Annotated in this window: 10 protein-coding genes; 5 read left to right on the top strand and 5 right to left on the bottom strand. The window is 27.7% G+C overall.

All coding sequences use genetic code 11. The annotated features are described in order from the left end of the window. Positions 1 to 6: 6 nt before the first annotated feature. The 3 genes from KO488_RS14960 (at position 7) to KO488_RS14950 (ending at position 4,419) form a co-directional block, all read left to right on the top strand. A complete protein-coding gene (locus KO488_RS14960) occupies positions 7 to 1,134 on the top strand; it encodes an acyl-CoA dehydrogenase family protein (RefSeq protein ID WP_216059613.1) in 1,128 nt (375 codons plus the stop codon). An 8-nt stretch (positions 1,135 to 1,142) separates the two neighbouring features. After that, positions 1,143 to 1,970, top strand: coding sequence for a phosphate/phosphite/phosphonate ABC transporter substrate-binding protein (locus tag KO488_RS14955; protein ID WP_216059612.1), 828 nt, complete (start codon positions 1,143 to 1,145; stop codon positions 1,968 to 1,970). A 397-nt stretch (positions 1,971 to 2,367) separates the two neighbouring features. After that, positions 2,368 to 4,419 (top strand): ATP-dependent helicase, encoded by a 2,052-nt coding sequence (locus KO488_RS14950; protein WP_216059611.1) that lies wholly within the window; start codon positions 2,368 to 2,370, stop codon positions 4,417 to 4,419. Here KO488_RS14950 and KO488_RS14945 read toward each other — a convergent pair. After that, positions 4,416 to 5,894 (bottom strand): diguanylate cyclase, encoded by a 1,479-nt coding sequence (locus tag KO488_RS14945; RefSeq protein WP_216059610.1) that lies wholly within the window; start codon positions 5,892 to 5,894, stop codon positions 4,416 to 4,418. The two genes, KO488_RS14950 and KO488_RS14945, sit on opposite strands and share 4 nt — an antisense overlap. 140 nt (positions 5,895 to 6,034) lie before the next feature. Between KO488_RS14945 and KO488_RS14940 the strand changes: the two genes are divergently transcribed. Then, positions 6,035 to 8,662, top strand: coding sequence for a valine--tRNA ligase (locus KO488_RS14940; protein WP_216059609.1), 2,628 nt, complete (start codon positions 6,035 to 6,037; stop codon positions 8,660 to 8,662). Between the two features lie 33 nt (positions 8,663 to 8,695). After that, on the top strand, positions 8,696 to 9,460 hold the full coding sequence (locus tag KO488_RS14935) for a hypothetical protein (RefSeq protein WP_216059608.1): 765 nt from the start codon (positions 8,696 to 8,698) through the stop codon (positions 9,458 to 9,460). A gap of 48 nt (positions 9,461 to 9,508) precedes the next feature. Here KO488_RS14935 and KO488_RS14930 read toward each other — a convergent pair whose 3' ends face one another. The 4 genes from KO488_RS14930 to KO488_RS14915 all read right to left on the bottom strand — a co-directional run bounded on the left by KO488_RS14930 (position 9,509) and on the right by KO488_RS14915 (position 16,932). Then, the gene (locus KO488_RS14930) at positions 9,509 to 12,595 is read right to left on the bottom strand and encodes an efflux RND transporter permease subunit (RefSeq protein ID WP_216059607.1); all 3,087 of its coding nucleotides are present in this window, start codon (positions 12,593 to 12,595) and stop codon (positions 9,509 to 9,511) included. Positions 12,596 to 12,680: 85 nt separating this feature from the next. Further along, positions 12,681 to 14,894 carry an EAL domain-containing protein gene (locus KO488_RS14925; RefSeq protein WP_216059606.1) on the bottom strand — a complete coding sequence of 738 codons (2,214 nt, stop codon included), beginning with the start codon at positions 14,892 to 14,894 and terminating at the stop codon, positions 12,681 to 12,683. A 13-nt stretch (positions 14,895 to 14,907) separates the two neighbouring features. Beyond that, entirely contained in the window at positions 14,908 to 15,549 is a 642-nt protein-coding gene (locus KO488_RS14920) for a transglutaminase-like cysteine peptidase (RefSeq protein WP_216059605.1), read from the bottom strand. Between the two features lie 69 nt (positions 15,550 to 15,618). Then, on the bottom strand, positions 15,619 to 16,932 hold the full coding sequence (locus KO488_RS14915) for an MFS transporter (protein WP_216059604.1): 1,314 nt from the start codon (positions 16,930 to 16,932) through the stop codon (positions 15,619 to 15,621). Between the last annotated feature and the right edge of the window lie 5 nt (positions 16,933 to 16,937).

The following is a 16,937-nucleotide window of genomic DNA, read 5'->3' as shown; positions in this document are numbered from 1 at the left end:
AAAAGAATGGATAATACTTATAACAAAATGATGGAATTTGCTCAATCAAATATTCAACCTTTTACACAAAAAGTTGATGAAGATGCAACATTCCCAGTTGATAGTTTTGAAGCTATTAAAAAAGAAAAAATAACTGGATTAGTTGTACCAAAAGAGTATGGAGGACAAGGACTTGGACTTGAAGAACATACTCAAACAGTTTTAGCTTTTGCATCAAGTTGTGCAACAACAGGATTATGTTATATGATGCATAATGTTGCAACTATGTGTATAGTAGCATTTGGTAGTGATGAAATGAAAAAAGAGTACTTACCTAAAATAGCAAATGGTGAATTGCTTTTAGCCCTTGCTTTTAGTGAAACAGGTACAGGAACACATTTTTATAATCCAGAAATAACTGTAAGTAAAGAAAATGATAAATTATTTATGAATGGAAGAAAAAGTTTTGTTACTTCTGCTCTTTATGCAGATTTTTACTTAGTACTTTCAAATAGTTTTGATTCAGAAGGCTTAGATAACTGGATTATAAAAAAAGACTTAGCAGGTATTAGTTTTGAAGAATCAGCATGGAATGGTTTAGGAATGAGAGGAAATGCTTCTATGCCTATGTTATTTAACAATGTGAATGTAGATATTTCAAATAGAGTAGGAACAGCAGGAAGTGGAGCGGAGCAAGTATTTAATGTTGTAGCGCCATTTTTCGTAATAGGATTGAGTGCTGTGTACACTGGTGTGGCTTTAAATGCTTGTAATACTATTATAGAATATTCACAAAATAGAAAATATAGTGATTCATCAGCATTATGTGAAATTCCTACTGTTCAAAATCATATAGCTGAAATATTTACAAATGCAACAAGTGCAAAACACTTTACTCTTGCAGCTGCAAAAAGTGGAGCAAATGGTGATGCTGATGCCTTAGCACAAATTATATCTGCAAGATTAAATGCTTCAAATATGGCAGTTGAAGTTTGTAATAAAGCAATGAAAGTTGGAGGTGGAACAGCTTATGCTAAACGACTTACTATTGAAAGACTACTAAGAGATGCTTATGCCGCACAAGTTATGGCGCCTAGTACGGATGTACTTTCTATTTGGCTTGGAAAAGCTTTAACTAATCAACCAATACCTTAAGGAAAATTATGAAAAAACCAATTATGCTTGGAGCCGTAGCTTACGATCCAAAAGTTATTCCTATTTGGGATATTATAAGAGACTATTTTAATGACAATGGTGTTAGACTTGATTATATTTTATTTTCAAACTATGAAGCGCAAGTTGAATATTTATTATCAAATAAGATTGATGTAGCATGGAATACAAATGTTGCATGGGTAAGAAGTAATGAATTGAGTGGTGGAAAAACTAAAGCCCTAGTTATGAGAGATACAGATATTGATTTTCAATCTGTTTTTATTACAAAAGCAAATAGTGGTATCAAAAGTATTAAAGATTTAGAAGGTAAAAACTTTGCTTTAGGAAGTGCAGATTCTGCACAAGCTGCTATTTTACCTTTAAAATACATTGAAGATGAACTTGGACAAAATAACAATGTAAATATCATAAGATTTAATTCAGACTTAGGAAAACATGGAGATACAGGAAGAAGTGAATTTGATATTCTTGAAGCACTTATGAATAATGAAATTGATGCGGGAGCAATTGGAATTAGTTCATGGGTTAGAATGCTTGAAGAAGGAATCTTCCCAAGTGGTGAAGTAGAATCATTTTTTGTAAGTGAGGGTTATTGTCATTGTAATTTTACAGTACTTGATAGTTTAGATGAAAGTATCCAGAAAGTATTTACCGAAATGTTATTAGGTCAAGATCCAAAAGATCCAATAATTAAAAAAATGATGCAAATGGAAGGCCTAAATAAATGGGTTAAAACAGGGCCTGCTGAACTTAAAGGTTATGAGGTCTTAACTCAAGCTATGAAAGAACAAGGTTTAATGCAGAATAACTGGTAGGAATTCCTACTAGTTATTTTATTTATATTACTTTTAATGTCTTTGTCCTTATTGAAATATAAAAAGCACGAGTCTAATATATTGACTTAATCTTTAACTTTATAGTCAAGTTAACTCTTCATTAATTCTTTATTAGGATTTAGTTAATAGTGTACATGTATAATTTTTACATAGATAAGTTGACGCAGCAACTTATTTATTTACTAGAATTTTAAGATAGATTTCTTAAATATGAATAATTTTTTTATGTTTCCTTGTACGAAGGTGTTATCTTTGATAGCACCTTTTTTTTATTCAAATTAATCAATAACTTCTTCTCTTTATTAAATAAATGATAAGTCTTTTATGTTACTATTTCAAAACGAGAAAAAAACTACTATAAAGAATCAGCTAATACATGCCATTATCAAATTTAAATCAAGAACAATTAAGTGCTGCAACTTGTCCTAAGGGATATAATTTAATTATTGCAAGTGCTGGAACAGGTAAAACTTCTACTATTGTTGGAAGAATTGCTAATTTAATTAATAGTGGAGTTAAACCAGAAGAGATTCTTTTATTAACTTTTACAAATAAAGCAGCTGCTGAGATGGTTCATAGAATTGCAAAGTTCTTTGGAAAAGACATGGCAAAGAAAGTTATGGCGGGGACATTTCACTCTGTTTCTTACAAGTTATTAAAACAACTAAATATAAATATCTCACTTAAACAACCAAATGAACTTAAAACACTTTTTAAATCGGTTTATGAAAAAAGAGTTTTTTATGATAGAGATGATGAAGCAAATCCATATGATGGTGGATATTTGTATGATATGTATTCTTTATATCTTAACTCAAATACAGGTGAAGAGTTTGGAACTTGGATAAAAGACAAAAACTCTTCTCACGAAATTTATACTTTAATCTATGAAGATGTTGTTGATGAGTTTAATGCCTTAAAAGTTAAATATGGTTATGCAAACTTTGATGATTTACTAACGATTATGCTTGATACTTTAAAAACTCAGAGTTTTGATTTTAAAGAAATTTTAGTTGATGAGTACCAAGATACAAATCCTTTGCAAGGAAGACTATTGGATGGGTTTAAACCTAATTCTTTATTTTGTGTTGGGGATTATGATCAAAGTATTTATGCTTTTAATGGCTCTGATATAGGTATTATTTCCACTTTTGCTACAAGATATAATGATGCAACAGTTTTTACTCTAAGAAAAAACTATCGTTCTACTAAACCTATTTTGGATTTGGCTACAAAAGTAATTGAACATAATGAAAGAATTTATGATAAAAACTTAGAAGTTATAAGAACGGATGAAACGATTAGGCCAAAGCTTTTAGCTTTTAATGAGCTATTTGCACAATATCAATATATTTCTAAACTGATTTCTGAAAGTAAAACAGAACATAATGATATTGCAATAATTTATAGAAATAACTCAAGTGCAGATGGAATTGAAGCAAACTTACGTGAATATGAGATTCCAGCAAAAAGAAAAGGTGGAATGTCTTTTTTTGATTCTGTTGAAATAAAATTTATTCTAGATATTTTAGTTATGCAATTATCTCATAATGATATGATGGCTTTTATTCATGTTTTAGAGCATGGTAAAGGTATTGGAAAAGCTATTGCAAAAGATATCTTTGATGCCCTTATAAAACTAGGTGATGGAGATATATTAAGAGGACTTTTCCAACCTAATCCAGATATCAACAACCCTTATGATACTAAGAAAGTAAAAAATAGACAATTAGGTTTATTTGATGATTTCTTAGAACTAGGTTCTATTTCAAAGTTTAAAGATTGTGGTTTTGAAGAAGCCTTTTTATCGAACCCAATTTTAAAACATCCTAAATTAGGTGTTGATGGTGGAAAATATATTTATGATTTCTTTTTACTTATGAAGCATTTAAAAAGAACAAAAAATCCAGAATCCTTAGTTACTAGTATTAGTTCTTCTATGATGTATTCTAGGTTAAAAGATTTCTTATCAACAAAAAGAGCAACTGCAAAAGATGGTACTGTAAATCCTATGCAAAAAACAAAAGCCTTAGCTAAGATAAATAGAAAAGGTATGATTTTAAAGAACTTATCAAAAAACTTTAAAGAGTTATCAAAATTTATTAACTCGATGATTTTAGGAGGTTCAGAAATGAGTGAAGGTGATGGCGTAAACTTATTATCTGTTCATGCAAGTAAAGGCTTAGAGTTTAAAGAAGTATATGTAATTGACCTAATGGATGGACGTTTCCCAAATAGAAAACTTATGAGTAAAGGTGGAAGTCTAGAAGAAGAAAGACGTCTATTTTACGTAGCTGTTACACGAGCTAAAGATATACTTTATTTATCTTATGCAAAATTTGATAGGATTAAGAAAATGGCTTTTGTTGCATCTCCTTTTTTAAGAGAAGCAGGTCTTGTAAAAGACGATGAAACAACTTCTGCTTAGCAAAGGTTTAATCTACTTCTTACTAAGTTCCTTCCAGATTCTTTTGCTGAATATAATAACTTATCAGCTTTTTGGAGCATTTCATCAATATTTTCACAGTTTTGGTTATCACTAACACCAAAACTTGCTGTAATTTTTAGAATTTTTCCATCTTCTTCTAATTCAATTTCTTCAATTTTTGTTTTTAACTTTTCAGCTTTTTTAATTGCATCTTCTAAACTTGTATTTTTGATAATTAATGCAAATTCTTCTCCACCTAGTCGTCCTAGAATAGTTTTCTCACTAATGTTATTCTTTATATTTTTAGCAAAAAGAACTAAAACTTTATCTCCTACATTATGGCCATATTTATCATTAAATATTTTGAAGTTATCAATATCTATCATAACAACACATAACAATTCATTGTTTTTTTGTGCCTGATTAAAACTTGTTTGTGCGTGAATAAAAAAGTTTCTTCTATTCATTGTTTGTGTTAAATGATCTGTATGAGCAATTTCATATAAGTTTTCATTTGATTTCTCAAGTTCTCGTACTTGAAGTTTCATTTCTGAAGTTTTATTTTCTATAATTTCATATATAGATTTTTCTTTTTCTTTTAATAGATGTTTGTAATTATTGCTAAAATAAAGAAGTGATATTAAACTAAATAATACTAGACATATAAATATTATTAGTATATTTATTTTTGTTTTGTCTATAAGAGTTATTTCTTTTTCAACTTTTACAGTAAATAAAATATTTGAATTGTAATCATAAAAAGATAGTTCATTAATATTTAAGTTATTTATCTTGTTATATTTATTTTTTGTTTTTAAAGATACTGTTTGATTATTGCTTTGATTGATTTTTTTTACATTAATTCGAGGACCTGATATAAATTTTATATTTGTAAAGCCTTGTGCTAAATCTTCAATAATTTTAGTATCAATTTTTGAACCTAAGTATACAAAACCATTAGAACTATTTTCATAATCAGTTTTATAAATAGGATTTTTTGATATATAATAAGCTTCATCTTTATAAATCATAATTTTATTGATTTTATTAATATCTTTAAATTTATTTATGATAAAAGAACTGAAGTTTGCTTTCTCTGTATTATTAATATCTTTTGTAAATTTAGAATATTTTATATTGCTTTTTTTATCACTTAGAATAAAATAAGATAAGTCTAAATCTTCAAGAGTATATGAACCCTCTCTAAAATTTTTATATATATAATCTTCATTTGCATTTTTAACAAAGTCGTAAACTTCATCTGAACTTGAATATTCTAATGCTATTTTATGATTATATTCGATTTTAGATTGAATTTTATAAATTAAATTTGAAATATTTGAATTGTTGATGTTTTTTTCTAGTTTGTTAAAATCATTTGTTATTATTATGAATGATAGTAATGTGAATATACTAAAAAGAGTAATTAAAATGATAAGTGTTTTTTTATTCTTATCCATAATTTTTTTTTTCATTTTTCTTTTATCCATAATATTATTTATTTACAATTAGTTTATGATTGTATCCAAAATAATTATATATTACAATAATGAATTTGATATATTAACAATTATTTTGATATAATCGCGAATAATAAAGAGATATAGGATTTTAAATGAGCGAAAAGTACGAACCATCAAAAGTAGAAGATTATTATAAAATTTGGGAAGATAGAGGCTATTTTGAGATTGAAGGAAATAAATCAATTCAAGATTGTGACGAAAATGGAAAAGCAAAAACATTTTCTATTATGATGCCACCACCAAATGTAACTGGATCTTTACATATTGGACATGCACTTACATTCACACTTCAAGATATTATTACTAGATATAAAAGAATGGATGGATTTAAAACACTTTGGCAACCAGGAACTGACCATGCGGGAATTGCAACACAAAATGTTGTTGAAAAACAATTACTTGCAGAAGGTACTACAAAAGAAGAAATAGGACGAGAAAAGTTTCTAGAGAGAGCTTGGCAGCAAAAAGAAACATCTGGTGGAAATATTGTTCATCAAATGAGAAAACTTGGAGTTACTCCAGCTTGGAAACGTGAAAGATTTACAATGGATGAAGGTTTAAAAGAAGCTGTAAAAGAAGCTTTTGTATCGTTATTCAATGAAGGTCAAATTACTCAAAATAATTATATGGTTAACTGGTGTACACACGATGGTGCATTATCTGATATTGAAGTTGAACATGAAGAAGTAAATGGTAAATTTTATACTATGGTTTATAAATTTGCAGATGGTTCTGGACAATTAGAGGTAGCAACAACTAGACCTGAAACATATTTTGGTGATACTGCTATTATGGTTCATCCTGAAGATTCTAGATACACTGATATTGTTGGTAAAGAGGTTTTATTACCGCTAACTGATAGAACTATCAAAGTAATTACAGATTCTCATGTTGATATGGAATTTGGAACAGGTGTTGTAAAAGTTACTCCAGCTCATGATCAAAATGACTACGAAGTAGGGAAAAGACACGATTTAGAATTTATCAAAGTATTTGATGAAAAAGGTATTTTAAATGATTACTGTGGAGAATTCGCAGGACTTGAAAGACTAGAAGCACGACCAGTGATTGTAAAAGCACTTGAAAATGCAGGATATATTGTAAAAATTGAAGACCATGTTCACCAAGTAGGGCATTGTTATAGATGTAAAAATATTGTTGAGCCATTTATTTCTCAACAATGGTTCTTATCTGAAAAAATAGCAAAATCTTCAATTGAAAAAACAAAAGCTCATAATAACTTCCACCCACAACATTGGATTAATTCATATACAGCATGGATGGACGAATTAAGACCTTGGTGTATTTCTAGACAATTATGGTGGGGGCATAGAATTCCTGTATTTACTTGTAATTCTTGTAATCATCAATGGGCAGATAAAAGTGATGTTCCTGAAAAATGTCCAAAATGTGGTGAAAAACATTATACACAAGATCCAGATGTATTAGATACTTGGTTCTCTTCTGCTTTATGGGCAATGTCTCCTTTAGGTTGGGGAAATAATGGAAAGCTTCAAGATTTATATAATGAAGCACAAGATATGAAAGACTTCTATCCAAATTCACTATTAATTACTGGTTTTGATATTATGTTCTTCTGGGTAGCTCGTATGATGATGATGGGTGATCACTTTAAAGGTGAGTTACCATTTAAAGATATTTATATGCATGCACTTGTTCGTGATGAAACGGGTGCTAAAATGTCTAAATCAAAAGGTAATGTAATTGATCCTTTAGATATGGTTGAAGAGCATTCTGCGGATATTATCAGATTTACACTTGCATATTTAGCTGTTCAAGGTAGAGATATTAAATTAGGTGAAAAGAATTTAGAACAATTTAGAAACTTTACAAATAAACTTTACAATGCTACAAATTTTTTACAATTAAATATAGAAACTTTCCCTGATTTAAAAGATATTGAGATTAAAACATCACTTGGTTTATATATGCAATCTAAACTTAGTACTGCTGTTGATGAGTTACGAGATAACTTAGAATCTTTCAAATTTAACGAAGCTGCTAGTACACTTTATAAATTTGTATGGAATGAATTTTGTAACTGGGGTATCGAGTACTCAAAAGGTTCAAAAGATTCTATTTTAGAACTTGGTGCAATTTTCAAGGAAACATTAAAAATGTGTTCACCATTTATGCCATTTATTTCAGATTATTTATATCATAAATTATCAGGAACTACTTTAGAAGAGGGTGAGTCTTTAATGATTACTAACTTCCCTAAAGATATTGCTAAAAATCAAGAGATGGAAGATATGTTTGCAGTAATTGAAGAAGCTATTATTTCTGTTAGACGTGCTAAAGTTGTAATTGATATGGGTAACTCTAAAATTGCAAAAGCTTATATTAAATTAGACTCAAGTATTGATAAAAATCTTGCAAAACCATTTATTGAAAAACTTGGAAAAGTTGAAAATATAGAATTTGTAGATGCCAAAGTTGAAAACTCAATTACAGATGTTTCTGATAATTTAGAAGTTTACTTACCAACAAGTGAAATTGATATGAGTCCAATTATTGATAAGTTAACTAAGCAAAAAGAAAAAACACAAAAAGAATTTGATAAACTAAATGGAATGTTATCAAATGAAAGATTTGTAGCAAATGCTCCTGAAGCAGTTATTGCTGAGAATAGAAAAGCATTAGAAGATGCAAAGAATAAACTAGAAAAAATAGAAAATGAACTAAAAGTGATTTCTTAATACTTTAGTTTAAAGATTTAAAAGGAGAGTACTATGAATATAAAGTTAGTAAAAAAGACTTTTATTATTACAAGTTTAGTACTCTTTCTTGATGGCTGTGGTTTTAATCAACAAAGTATTCAAAGTTTTGCACAAACAAACTCTTCAATTGAAATAGTGAAATACAAAAATGAAATCACCTCTTCTTTACTAAAATATAAAAAGAAACTAGACTTACGAAATCCAAACTCTTATAATAAAAAACTAGCAAAGAATATAAGTTTTCAGATACAAAAAAATCAAGATTATATTAATATTTCACAAAATGGTAAAAAACTAGAAACTTATAATGAATATTTTTACTATGCTTTTAAAGATGACGAAATATCAAATAGAAATGATTTTCTAATACTTGGTCTTTATAAACTTATTTATAAAGCATTTAGTTTAGATACAAATCATAAATTTACTGCACTTGAATATAATAAATATGAATTACAAAAACTTTATGAATATTTGCAAGTATTAAGATGGAAGATAAGAACACAAAAAGATGTAAATGGTAATTATCTTTTTAATACTTGGCAAAATAATTGGCAGCTAGAACTTTTACATAAAGATAGAAATGACTTAAATATTATAAAAGATTTAGAGTATATAAAAGCGAATAAAGAGACTATCTTCTCTCACTCTAATTTTTCTTTTGAGGTATTATTATCAAGAATTTTATTAAATGTAGAATATACATTAAGAAAGATAAATATCGAACCTTATGAGATGAGTACTTCGGCTATAAAAAGCTTTATTTTTATTCTTTAAAAGTACTTTTTGATATATATATTTTAAAGCAAAGCTTAAAAGCTTTGCTTATGATTTTCTAAGTTTATGTGAGATTGTATATAATACAGGTAGATAAATCAAGTTAAGAATTGTTCCCCATGCAAGTCCAAATCCTAATGCAATTGCAATTGGTTGGAATATTACAGCTTGTCCTGTTGGGAAAAATATTAAAGAAGCCATTCCAATTATTGTTGTTATTGTTGTAATAATAATCGGTCTAAATCTTTTTGTAGCTCTTTGGAATATCTCTTCTAATGTTTTTGCCTTTTTAAGATAAGTCATCATGATAATACCATCATTAATAACAACTCCAGCAAGTCCTAACGCTCCAATCATTGAAGGCATTGATAAGTTAAGACCCATAACCTTATGACCTATAAGTACTCCAAGGATAGAGAATGGAATAATACTCATTACAATAAATGTTTCTCTAAAAGAGTTAAATAAATAAAGCATTGCAAGCATGATTAAAATAATTGCTAAAGCAGATGCTAAAATCATATCTCTTAATAAATCTGCTTTCTTCTCTGCTTCACCTTTAAATACTAATTTAATACTATCTTCTTTTATTTGGTTAAGAATTGGCTGTAAAATCTCAATTACTTCAGAGGATGTAATAATTTCAGCATCAACATTTGCAAAGATATAGAAGTTCTTTTCTCCTTGATCTTTTAACAGTTGCTCAAAAGCTCTAATTGTATTTAATTCAACTATTTGATCTAATGCTACAAAAGTACCATTGCTTAAAGGTATTTGAGTATTTTTAAAAGCTTCGAAATCATCTTTGTTTTTTGACTTGATTTTAATATCTAACATTTCTTTATCATCAAAAGAAACACCTTTCTTTTTTAATAAGTAAAGATTTGAAAGATATGAACCAATAAAAGATTCACTTATACCTAAAGATTCTCCATATTGATTTACTTTAAGTTTTATTTCATCAATACCAAATTTTAAAGAATTTGAAACTGTTTTAATTCCTTCTATTGTATTGATTTTTTCTGTTAATGCATCTATTGCTTTTATAGCTTTTTGATCATTATGAGAAATTAAACCGATTTTTATATCAGCTTTTACCGGTCCAACCTTTCTTTCAAGTGTTCCAATTTCTTCTAGGTTGTACTTTTCTTTATAATTGTTTTTATTTAAAAATTTATTCAACTTTACTGCAATCTCTTTAGACTTTAAAGTTCTTGTTCTTCCTTCATCATCATAATAAAAACTTAAGTAGGGAGTTACATATCTATCTAAAAAATTTGCTGCTTTTAGTTTTTGTAATTCTACTGTCATATACATAACATAAGGAAATCTTTCTGTATTATTCCCCGTATCTTGTCTATATCCTGCAACTGAATCTATACTTCGTATAAAGAAGTCATCTTTTTTAAGCATTAAATCTTTTTCAATTTCTTGAACTATTTTAAAAGACTCTTCAAGTGTAGTATTTGAATTTGCTTTCATAGAAATTTTTACATCTGTTGCATCAAATTGAGGAAACATTTGGAACTTTGATGATTTTACAGCTGTAACTGTTGCAATTGGAACAAGTATAATAAATATGATAAGAAATGTTTTCTTCCAATTCATAAAAAAGTGAATAATTCCATTATAGATTTTATTTGCTTTTTCCCATGAGGTAACTTTTGCACCATTTTTTAAAGTATGTGCTGCATGTATTGGCAAGAATAAAAAAGACTCAACTAATGAAGCTACTACTAATGCACTAAGAGCAATAGGAATAAGCTTCATAACCTCTCCCATAGTTCCACTAATCATTAGTATTGGAAGGAAAGAGAATAGAGTAGTAATAGATGCAACAGTTACAGGTTTAACCATTTCACTAGCACCTTTTACAGCTGCTTCCTTAGGTTCCATTCCTTCTTCAATATGTTGTTGAATATTTTCGCTTACAACAATGGCATCATCAACAACGATACCAATTGCAATTAAAACTCCAACTAGAGAAATCATATTTATTGTATAACCAGAAAAATACATATAAATAGCAGCAATTACAAAAGAAGTAGGAATACCAATTGCTATAATAAATGACATTCTAAAGTTAATTAAAATCATTACTAAAACTGTAATTAAAATAATTCCTAATAAAATATTAGAAACTACAATATTTAACCTATCTGTAATTCTTTCACTATTATCATCTGCAATTGTAGTTGTAATATCTGGATTGGATTTATTTACTATTGGTAACAAATCTTTGATATTTTGTGCAACTATAATAGCATCAGCTGTATCTGATTGTTCAACTGCAAGAGAAAGTGCATTTTTACCATTAAAAGAATATAGAGTTGAAGAGTCTTCATATTTTTTAGATATTAAGGCAATATCTTTTACATAAATATTTGTATTTGAAACTTTGATTAAAGTATTTCCAAAATCTATAGCATTTTTTGCACCATTAAAAGTAGAAACATAATAGTGCTTTTTAGGGTCTTCAATTTTCCCAACAGGGAAGATATATGATAAAGTTGAAATGGCATTAAATACTTCACTTTTATTTAAACCTAAAGCATCAATTTTTTTATCATCGATTAGCACTTCAAAATACTTATCTGAGTCTCCAAAAATAGTAACATCATTAACACCATTGATACCTAATACTTTACTTTTAAGTGTATCAGCAAAAGGTTTTAATTCATCAGTTGAGTATTTATCAGAAGTTAATGTAATATCAATTAATGATTTGGAACGCTCTAGTACATTAACCGTAGGTTCATCCATATCTGAAGGAAGATTGGTTTTAATTAAAGCAATGGCATCCTTGATTTTATCTGCTTCATTATATTTGTTCTTACCCTTTTTTAGTTCCAATACAATTGTAAAAGCGCCGGGACTTATAATAGTAGACATTGTATCAACACTGTCAATATTTTTCACATTATCTTCTATTTCAACAACAGCCATTTTATCAAGTATATCAACTGAAGCACCTGCATATGAGCCTTTTATTGAAATCATATCAAGATCAAAACTTGGGAATATTTCTTTTGGTGTTTTTGTATAAGACCAAATTCCAATTGCAAAAACTAGTATAAATAGAGTATAGTTTACTCTAGCATTTTCTACAAAAAATTTTAAAATTTTATCAAACATTATTATCCTTCTTTAGATTAAGAATTATAATATATCTTTATTAACGCAGCATTAATATTACTGCGTTTATTAACTAAACTAGGAATTATCTACTAGCTGCATATAGGTTATAACTTCTTATTATTTCTAAATCTTCTTCATCTTTTACATTTTCAGCAAAAACTTTTATATTTAATAGTGTTGCTAATTCTTGTATAGATTCCACAAAATTTTGTTTTGAAGTATCATTAGAGATATTTGATGTATAATCTCTAGCTAATCTAATATAATCAAGATTAAAGTCTTTGATATTATTAAGTGGAATAAACTTACTCTCAAATCTTTTTATAATAATTTTTGCTCCACATTGATGAATCTCATCTGCGAAGAATTTAAATGTATCCATGTCTTTAGCAACTGCATAAGCTGTAACTGAGAATACTAATTGGCTAGCGATATTTTTATTTTCAAGTATTTTACTTTCAAGCCACGCAATAAATGCAGTGTTGTTAATAGATTCTAGTGATAAGTTAATTGAAATATCATGATTAATCTTATTAATTAAAATATGATTAATTACTCTTGAAATAACTTTTTTATCAAAGTCCATGATTTTTTCATATTTCTCTGCAATTGATACAAATGTTCCAATAGGAATATCAATTCCATCTTTATCGCAAGCACTTGTAAAAGCTTCTTGCATTATTAATTCATTTGATTGATTTAATAGTGTTGCATCTCCAATATACTTAACATTAAACTTAGAGTTATCAATAATATCAAAAATTAATTCTCTCCATGATTCCATATCTCTTGAAAGGTCATTTGAGTCTCTTAAATATGCTTCATTTGTACCAATTAATGTAGCTTTTTCATAAGCTTCATTTGCAGATTGAAGCATTTGAGGAGTTGTTCCAATTGGATTAAAAGGAGTTGCTCCAATATGCGCTATATCTTTTTTATCAAATTTTGAAGTAAGGTTTTCTAAATTGTTTTGTAATAGCTTAGTATAATGAACTGCATCTTCATAAGAGAATTTTTCCCCAATTAATGTAAATTCAGAACCAAAAAATCTATATGCAAAAGTTTTTTTATTTTCAATTGTTGTATTTCTTAAAATATTAGCAAATTCTTTTATGAAGTTATTTACTTCATTATCTGTATGCGCTTTAGCAAATGTACCTAAATCAAATATTTTGATTACAAATACATAACCACTTGATTTATGTATGAACATATTTTTCATATCTGTTTCAAAGTTTTGTTTTAAACTAAGTTTTGTTAGATCATCTTGTGATAATTTTTTTGTACTATTTTCTAAATTTTTATTTAATTTATTAATAATTGCTTCAATTTTTGTTGACATATCATTCATTGCAATTGCAACATGTTTTATCTCTGTTGTCCATGGAAGTTCTGAAATTGTGCCAAATTTACCAGCTGCAATATTGTTTGCAAGTTTCTCAATTCTTTTTAAAGGTTTTAAAATATATTGAACAAAAATAAATAAAATTATCATTGAGATGATAAAAGCAATTATTGCATAAATTATTGCACCTTTAACTTGGTCATATAATTTTGCATACGCATCTCCTGGATTTGCACTTACATATATAATTGCTGTTGTTTTCCATCCATCACTTATCTCACTGCTTTGCTCTTTAAGGTTTATAGGAATCATATCGATAAACCAACTTGGAATATAATCAAATTTTACATCTCTTGTTGCTCTTGCGATTACTTTGTTTATTGTAAGTTTTGCTTTAGTATCAACTTTTGAACCATTTTCATTTGTTGCAGTAAAATTAAAGGTAATTTTCCCTCCATTTTTATATTGTTCACTTGGTAAATAGCTATAAATATCTTCTTGAATTTCTTCACTTTCTCCTATATCTATTTCTTCATTTTCCAAGGCTGATAGTTGCTTTGAAATATCATCATCTGATGTGATTTTTTCAATTACTCCAAATGATGAATCCGTTTTTAAGTTCGAAATTTTCCATAAAGAATCATCTAAATCAGCACTTGCTCTAATTAATTGAGTTTCTTTTATAGTAAAATGAGCATCAACTAATCTAATCTCTTTATAAAAACCTCTATTAGAAATTGCTTTTATAATTGTTTCTATTTCGGGATCTTCTTTATCTTTTAACAAAGATTTTAAACCCATTCCTAAAGCAGTTGCACTATCTTGAGCTTTTGTAATTGACTCAATTTCTAAATACTCTTTAGTATTTTTTACACTAATAATAAAATTACCAGTAAAAATCATTAAAAATATAAAAGCAATTATTATATATAGCTGTTTTGATAAAGACATTTTTATTCCTTTTTTAAATTCTACTCATAAGATCTTTCCAAGATCTTAAGTTATTTGTTCCAACTCTTACAGAACCTTTGTTCTTAGCTTGCCATAAACCGCCTGCATTAAAACTATATACAGGTTTTAAATCTTTTCTTTTTGTTGCTAGTTTTAGTTTTTTATTAATATTATCAAGAACAATTGGTGTAGCACCTGGTTTATGATAATAAGTTAAAACCATATGTGCTTGTTCAAACTTACTTCTTGTTTTTATATATTTTACATAAGTGATTCTAAGTTTACTATCAGGAACACCAATTTTTCTAAGACTAAAATACTTAGCAATTGCATAATCTTCACAATCTCCTGCAGCTGTTCCCATAAATTCATAAGGAGTTGCCCAATAGTCCTTCTTCTTCCAATGTCTTGAATCAGTTTTATATTGTATTTTATTAAAAAAATCATTTACATTTTTAAGTTTGTTAAGTATTTTTTCATTTTTAGATGCTTGTAGCATATTATCCCATAATTCTACACGAGACTTTGCTTTAGTGCCATATTTTACAGAAATAGAATTTAGTTTAGAATTTGAGATAAAGAAAGTCTTATTAGCAGTTGTGCTAACAGCAACTAGTGAGATAATCAAAAAAGATATAAGTAATATTTTCTTCAAATCATCTCCTAGTTTAATTTTTATTTATTATTTTATAATATAAATGTTTAAAATAAGGTATTTAAAAAATTATATTAATGAACCTTTTATTTTGTGTTCAGTAATTTTTTCATCATCATATTTAATTGCAATGATATTTTCTGTATTATTTATATACCATTCATCAATAGCATCATTATTTTCTAATATAGAAGTTTTTTCAAGGTCATATTTATCTAAAGGTAAGTATAAAAACTTTTTCTTTATTGGATTAGGCATAGTATAAATTAAAATAGCCCATAAAATACAAATAATAGTAATTGCTATTACAATACTTGTAAAGTCTGCACTGTCAAAGAATATACCACCTATTAATCCACCTAAGAATGTACCTAAGTAACCAAAAGAGTTAAAGATACCAAGAACAAGTCCTCTTTGATGCACTTTTGCAAATTTTGTTGCAAGTGACTGCATAATTGGTTCATGCATATTAAATCCAATAAAGAATACTACAACTCCAATAATAAAAATAGTTGTAGATGTAGCAAATCCAATTATTAAATATGAAATTGCAAATAATGCAATACCAATAACTAAAATTTCTTTGAACTTACCTTTTTTCTCAGCGATTATTGCAGCAGGAGCCATTGCAATAAATCCAAATATCATTGCTGGAAGATAAACTTTCCAAAGGTCTGACAAAACCCATTCATAGTTTTTCATTAAAACCATAGGGATAATCATAAATGCAAATGTCATTAATCCCTTTTGTAAAAAGTTTGTAATATTCATTTTGATTAAGTTTTTATTTCCTAATACAGTAGAAAGTTTTGCTTTACCATTATATGTATGAGTAATATGTGGAGGATTTGGAACTAATTTAATAATTACATAAATAGATGCTAATGCTAAAATCATTGTGATAATAAATAGTACTTCAATACCAAATGCAGCACCTAAAGTAGGACCTGCTAACATTGAAACAGCAAAAGATACACCAATAAACATTCCCATTGTTGCCATTGCTTTTGGTCTTTGTTCTTCTTTTACTAAGTCACTAATCATTGCAGTAATTACAGCAGCAATTGCACCTGCACCTTGTAAGAATCTACCTACAAGTAAAGTATAAATATCTGTTGATAGTGCACAAATAAGTGATCCAATAGCAAAAAGTAAAAGACCAGTTATAATAGTACCTTTTCTTCCTAATTTATCACTCATAACTCCAAATGGGATTTGAAAAATCATTTGAGTTAATGCATATCCCCCAACAACAACACCTACAAGAGTAGTTGATGCTCCTTCTAAGTTTATAGCATATACTGATATTACTGGTAAAACTAAAAAAAGACCTAAGAATCTTAGAGCAATAATTGCACTAAGTGGTAAAACCGATTTAATCATTTGTA

The organism is Poseidonibacter lekithochrous, from assembly GCF_018861145.1.
GTDB lineage: Bacteria > Campylobacterota > Campylobacteria > Campylobacterales > Arcobacteraceae > Poseidonibacter > Poseidonibacter lekithochrous_A.
This window is presented reverse-complemented; position numbering and strand designations above follow the sequence as displayed.

Excerpts from the sequence above, each read along its gene's own strand:
- KO488_RS14960 (WP_216059613.1), top strand. The coding sequence starts at position 7 with ATGGATAATACTTATAACAAAATGATGGAATTTGCTCAATCAAATATT.
- KO488_RS14955 (WP_216059612.1), top strand. The coding sequence starts at position 1,143 with ATGAAAAAACCAATTATGCTTGGAGCCGTAGCTTACGATCCAAAAGTT.
- KO488_RS14950 (WP_216059611.1), top strand. The coding sequence starts at position 2,368 with ATGCCATTATCAAATTTAAATCAAGAACAATTAAGTGCTGCAACTTGT.
- KO488_RS14945 (WP_216059610.1), bottom strand. The coding sequence starts at position 5,894 with ATGAAAAAAAAAATTATGGATAAGAATAAAAAAACACTTATCATTTTA.
- KO488_RS14940 (WP_216059609.1), top strand. The coding sequence starts at position 6,035 with ATGAGCGAAAAGTACGAACCATCAAAAGTAGAAGATTATTATAAAATT.
- KO488_RS14935 (WP_216059608.1), top strand. The coding sequence starts at position 8,696 with ATGAATATAAAGTTAGTAAAAAAGACTTTTATTATTACAAGTTTAGTA.
- KO488_RS14930 (WP_216059607.1), bottom strand. The coding sequence starts at position 12,595 with ATGTTTGATAAAATTTTAAAATTTTTTGTAGAAAATGCTAGAGTAAAC.
- KO488_RS14925 (WP_216059606.1), bottom strand. The coding sequence starts at position 14,894 with ATGTCTTTATCAAAACAGCTATATATAATAATTGCTTTTATATTTTTA.
- KO488_RS14915 (WP_216059604.1), bottom strand. The coding sequence starts at position 16,932 with ATGATTAAATCGGTTTTACCACTTAGTGCAATTATTGCTCTAAGATTC.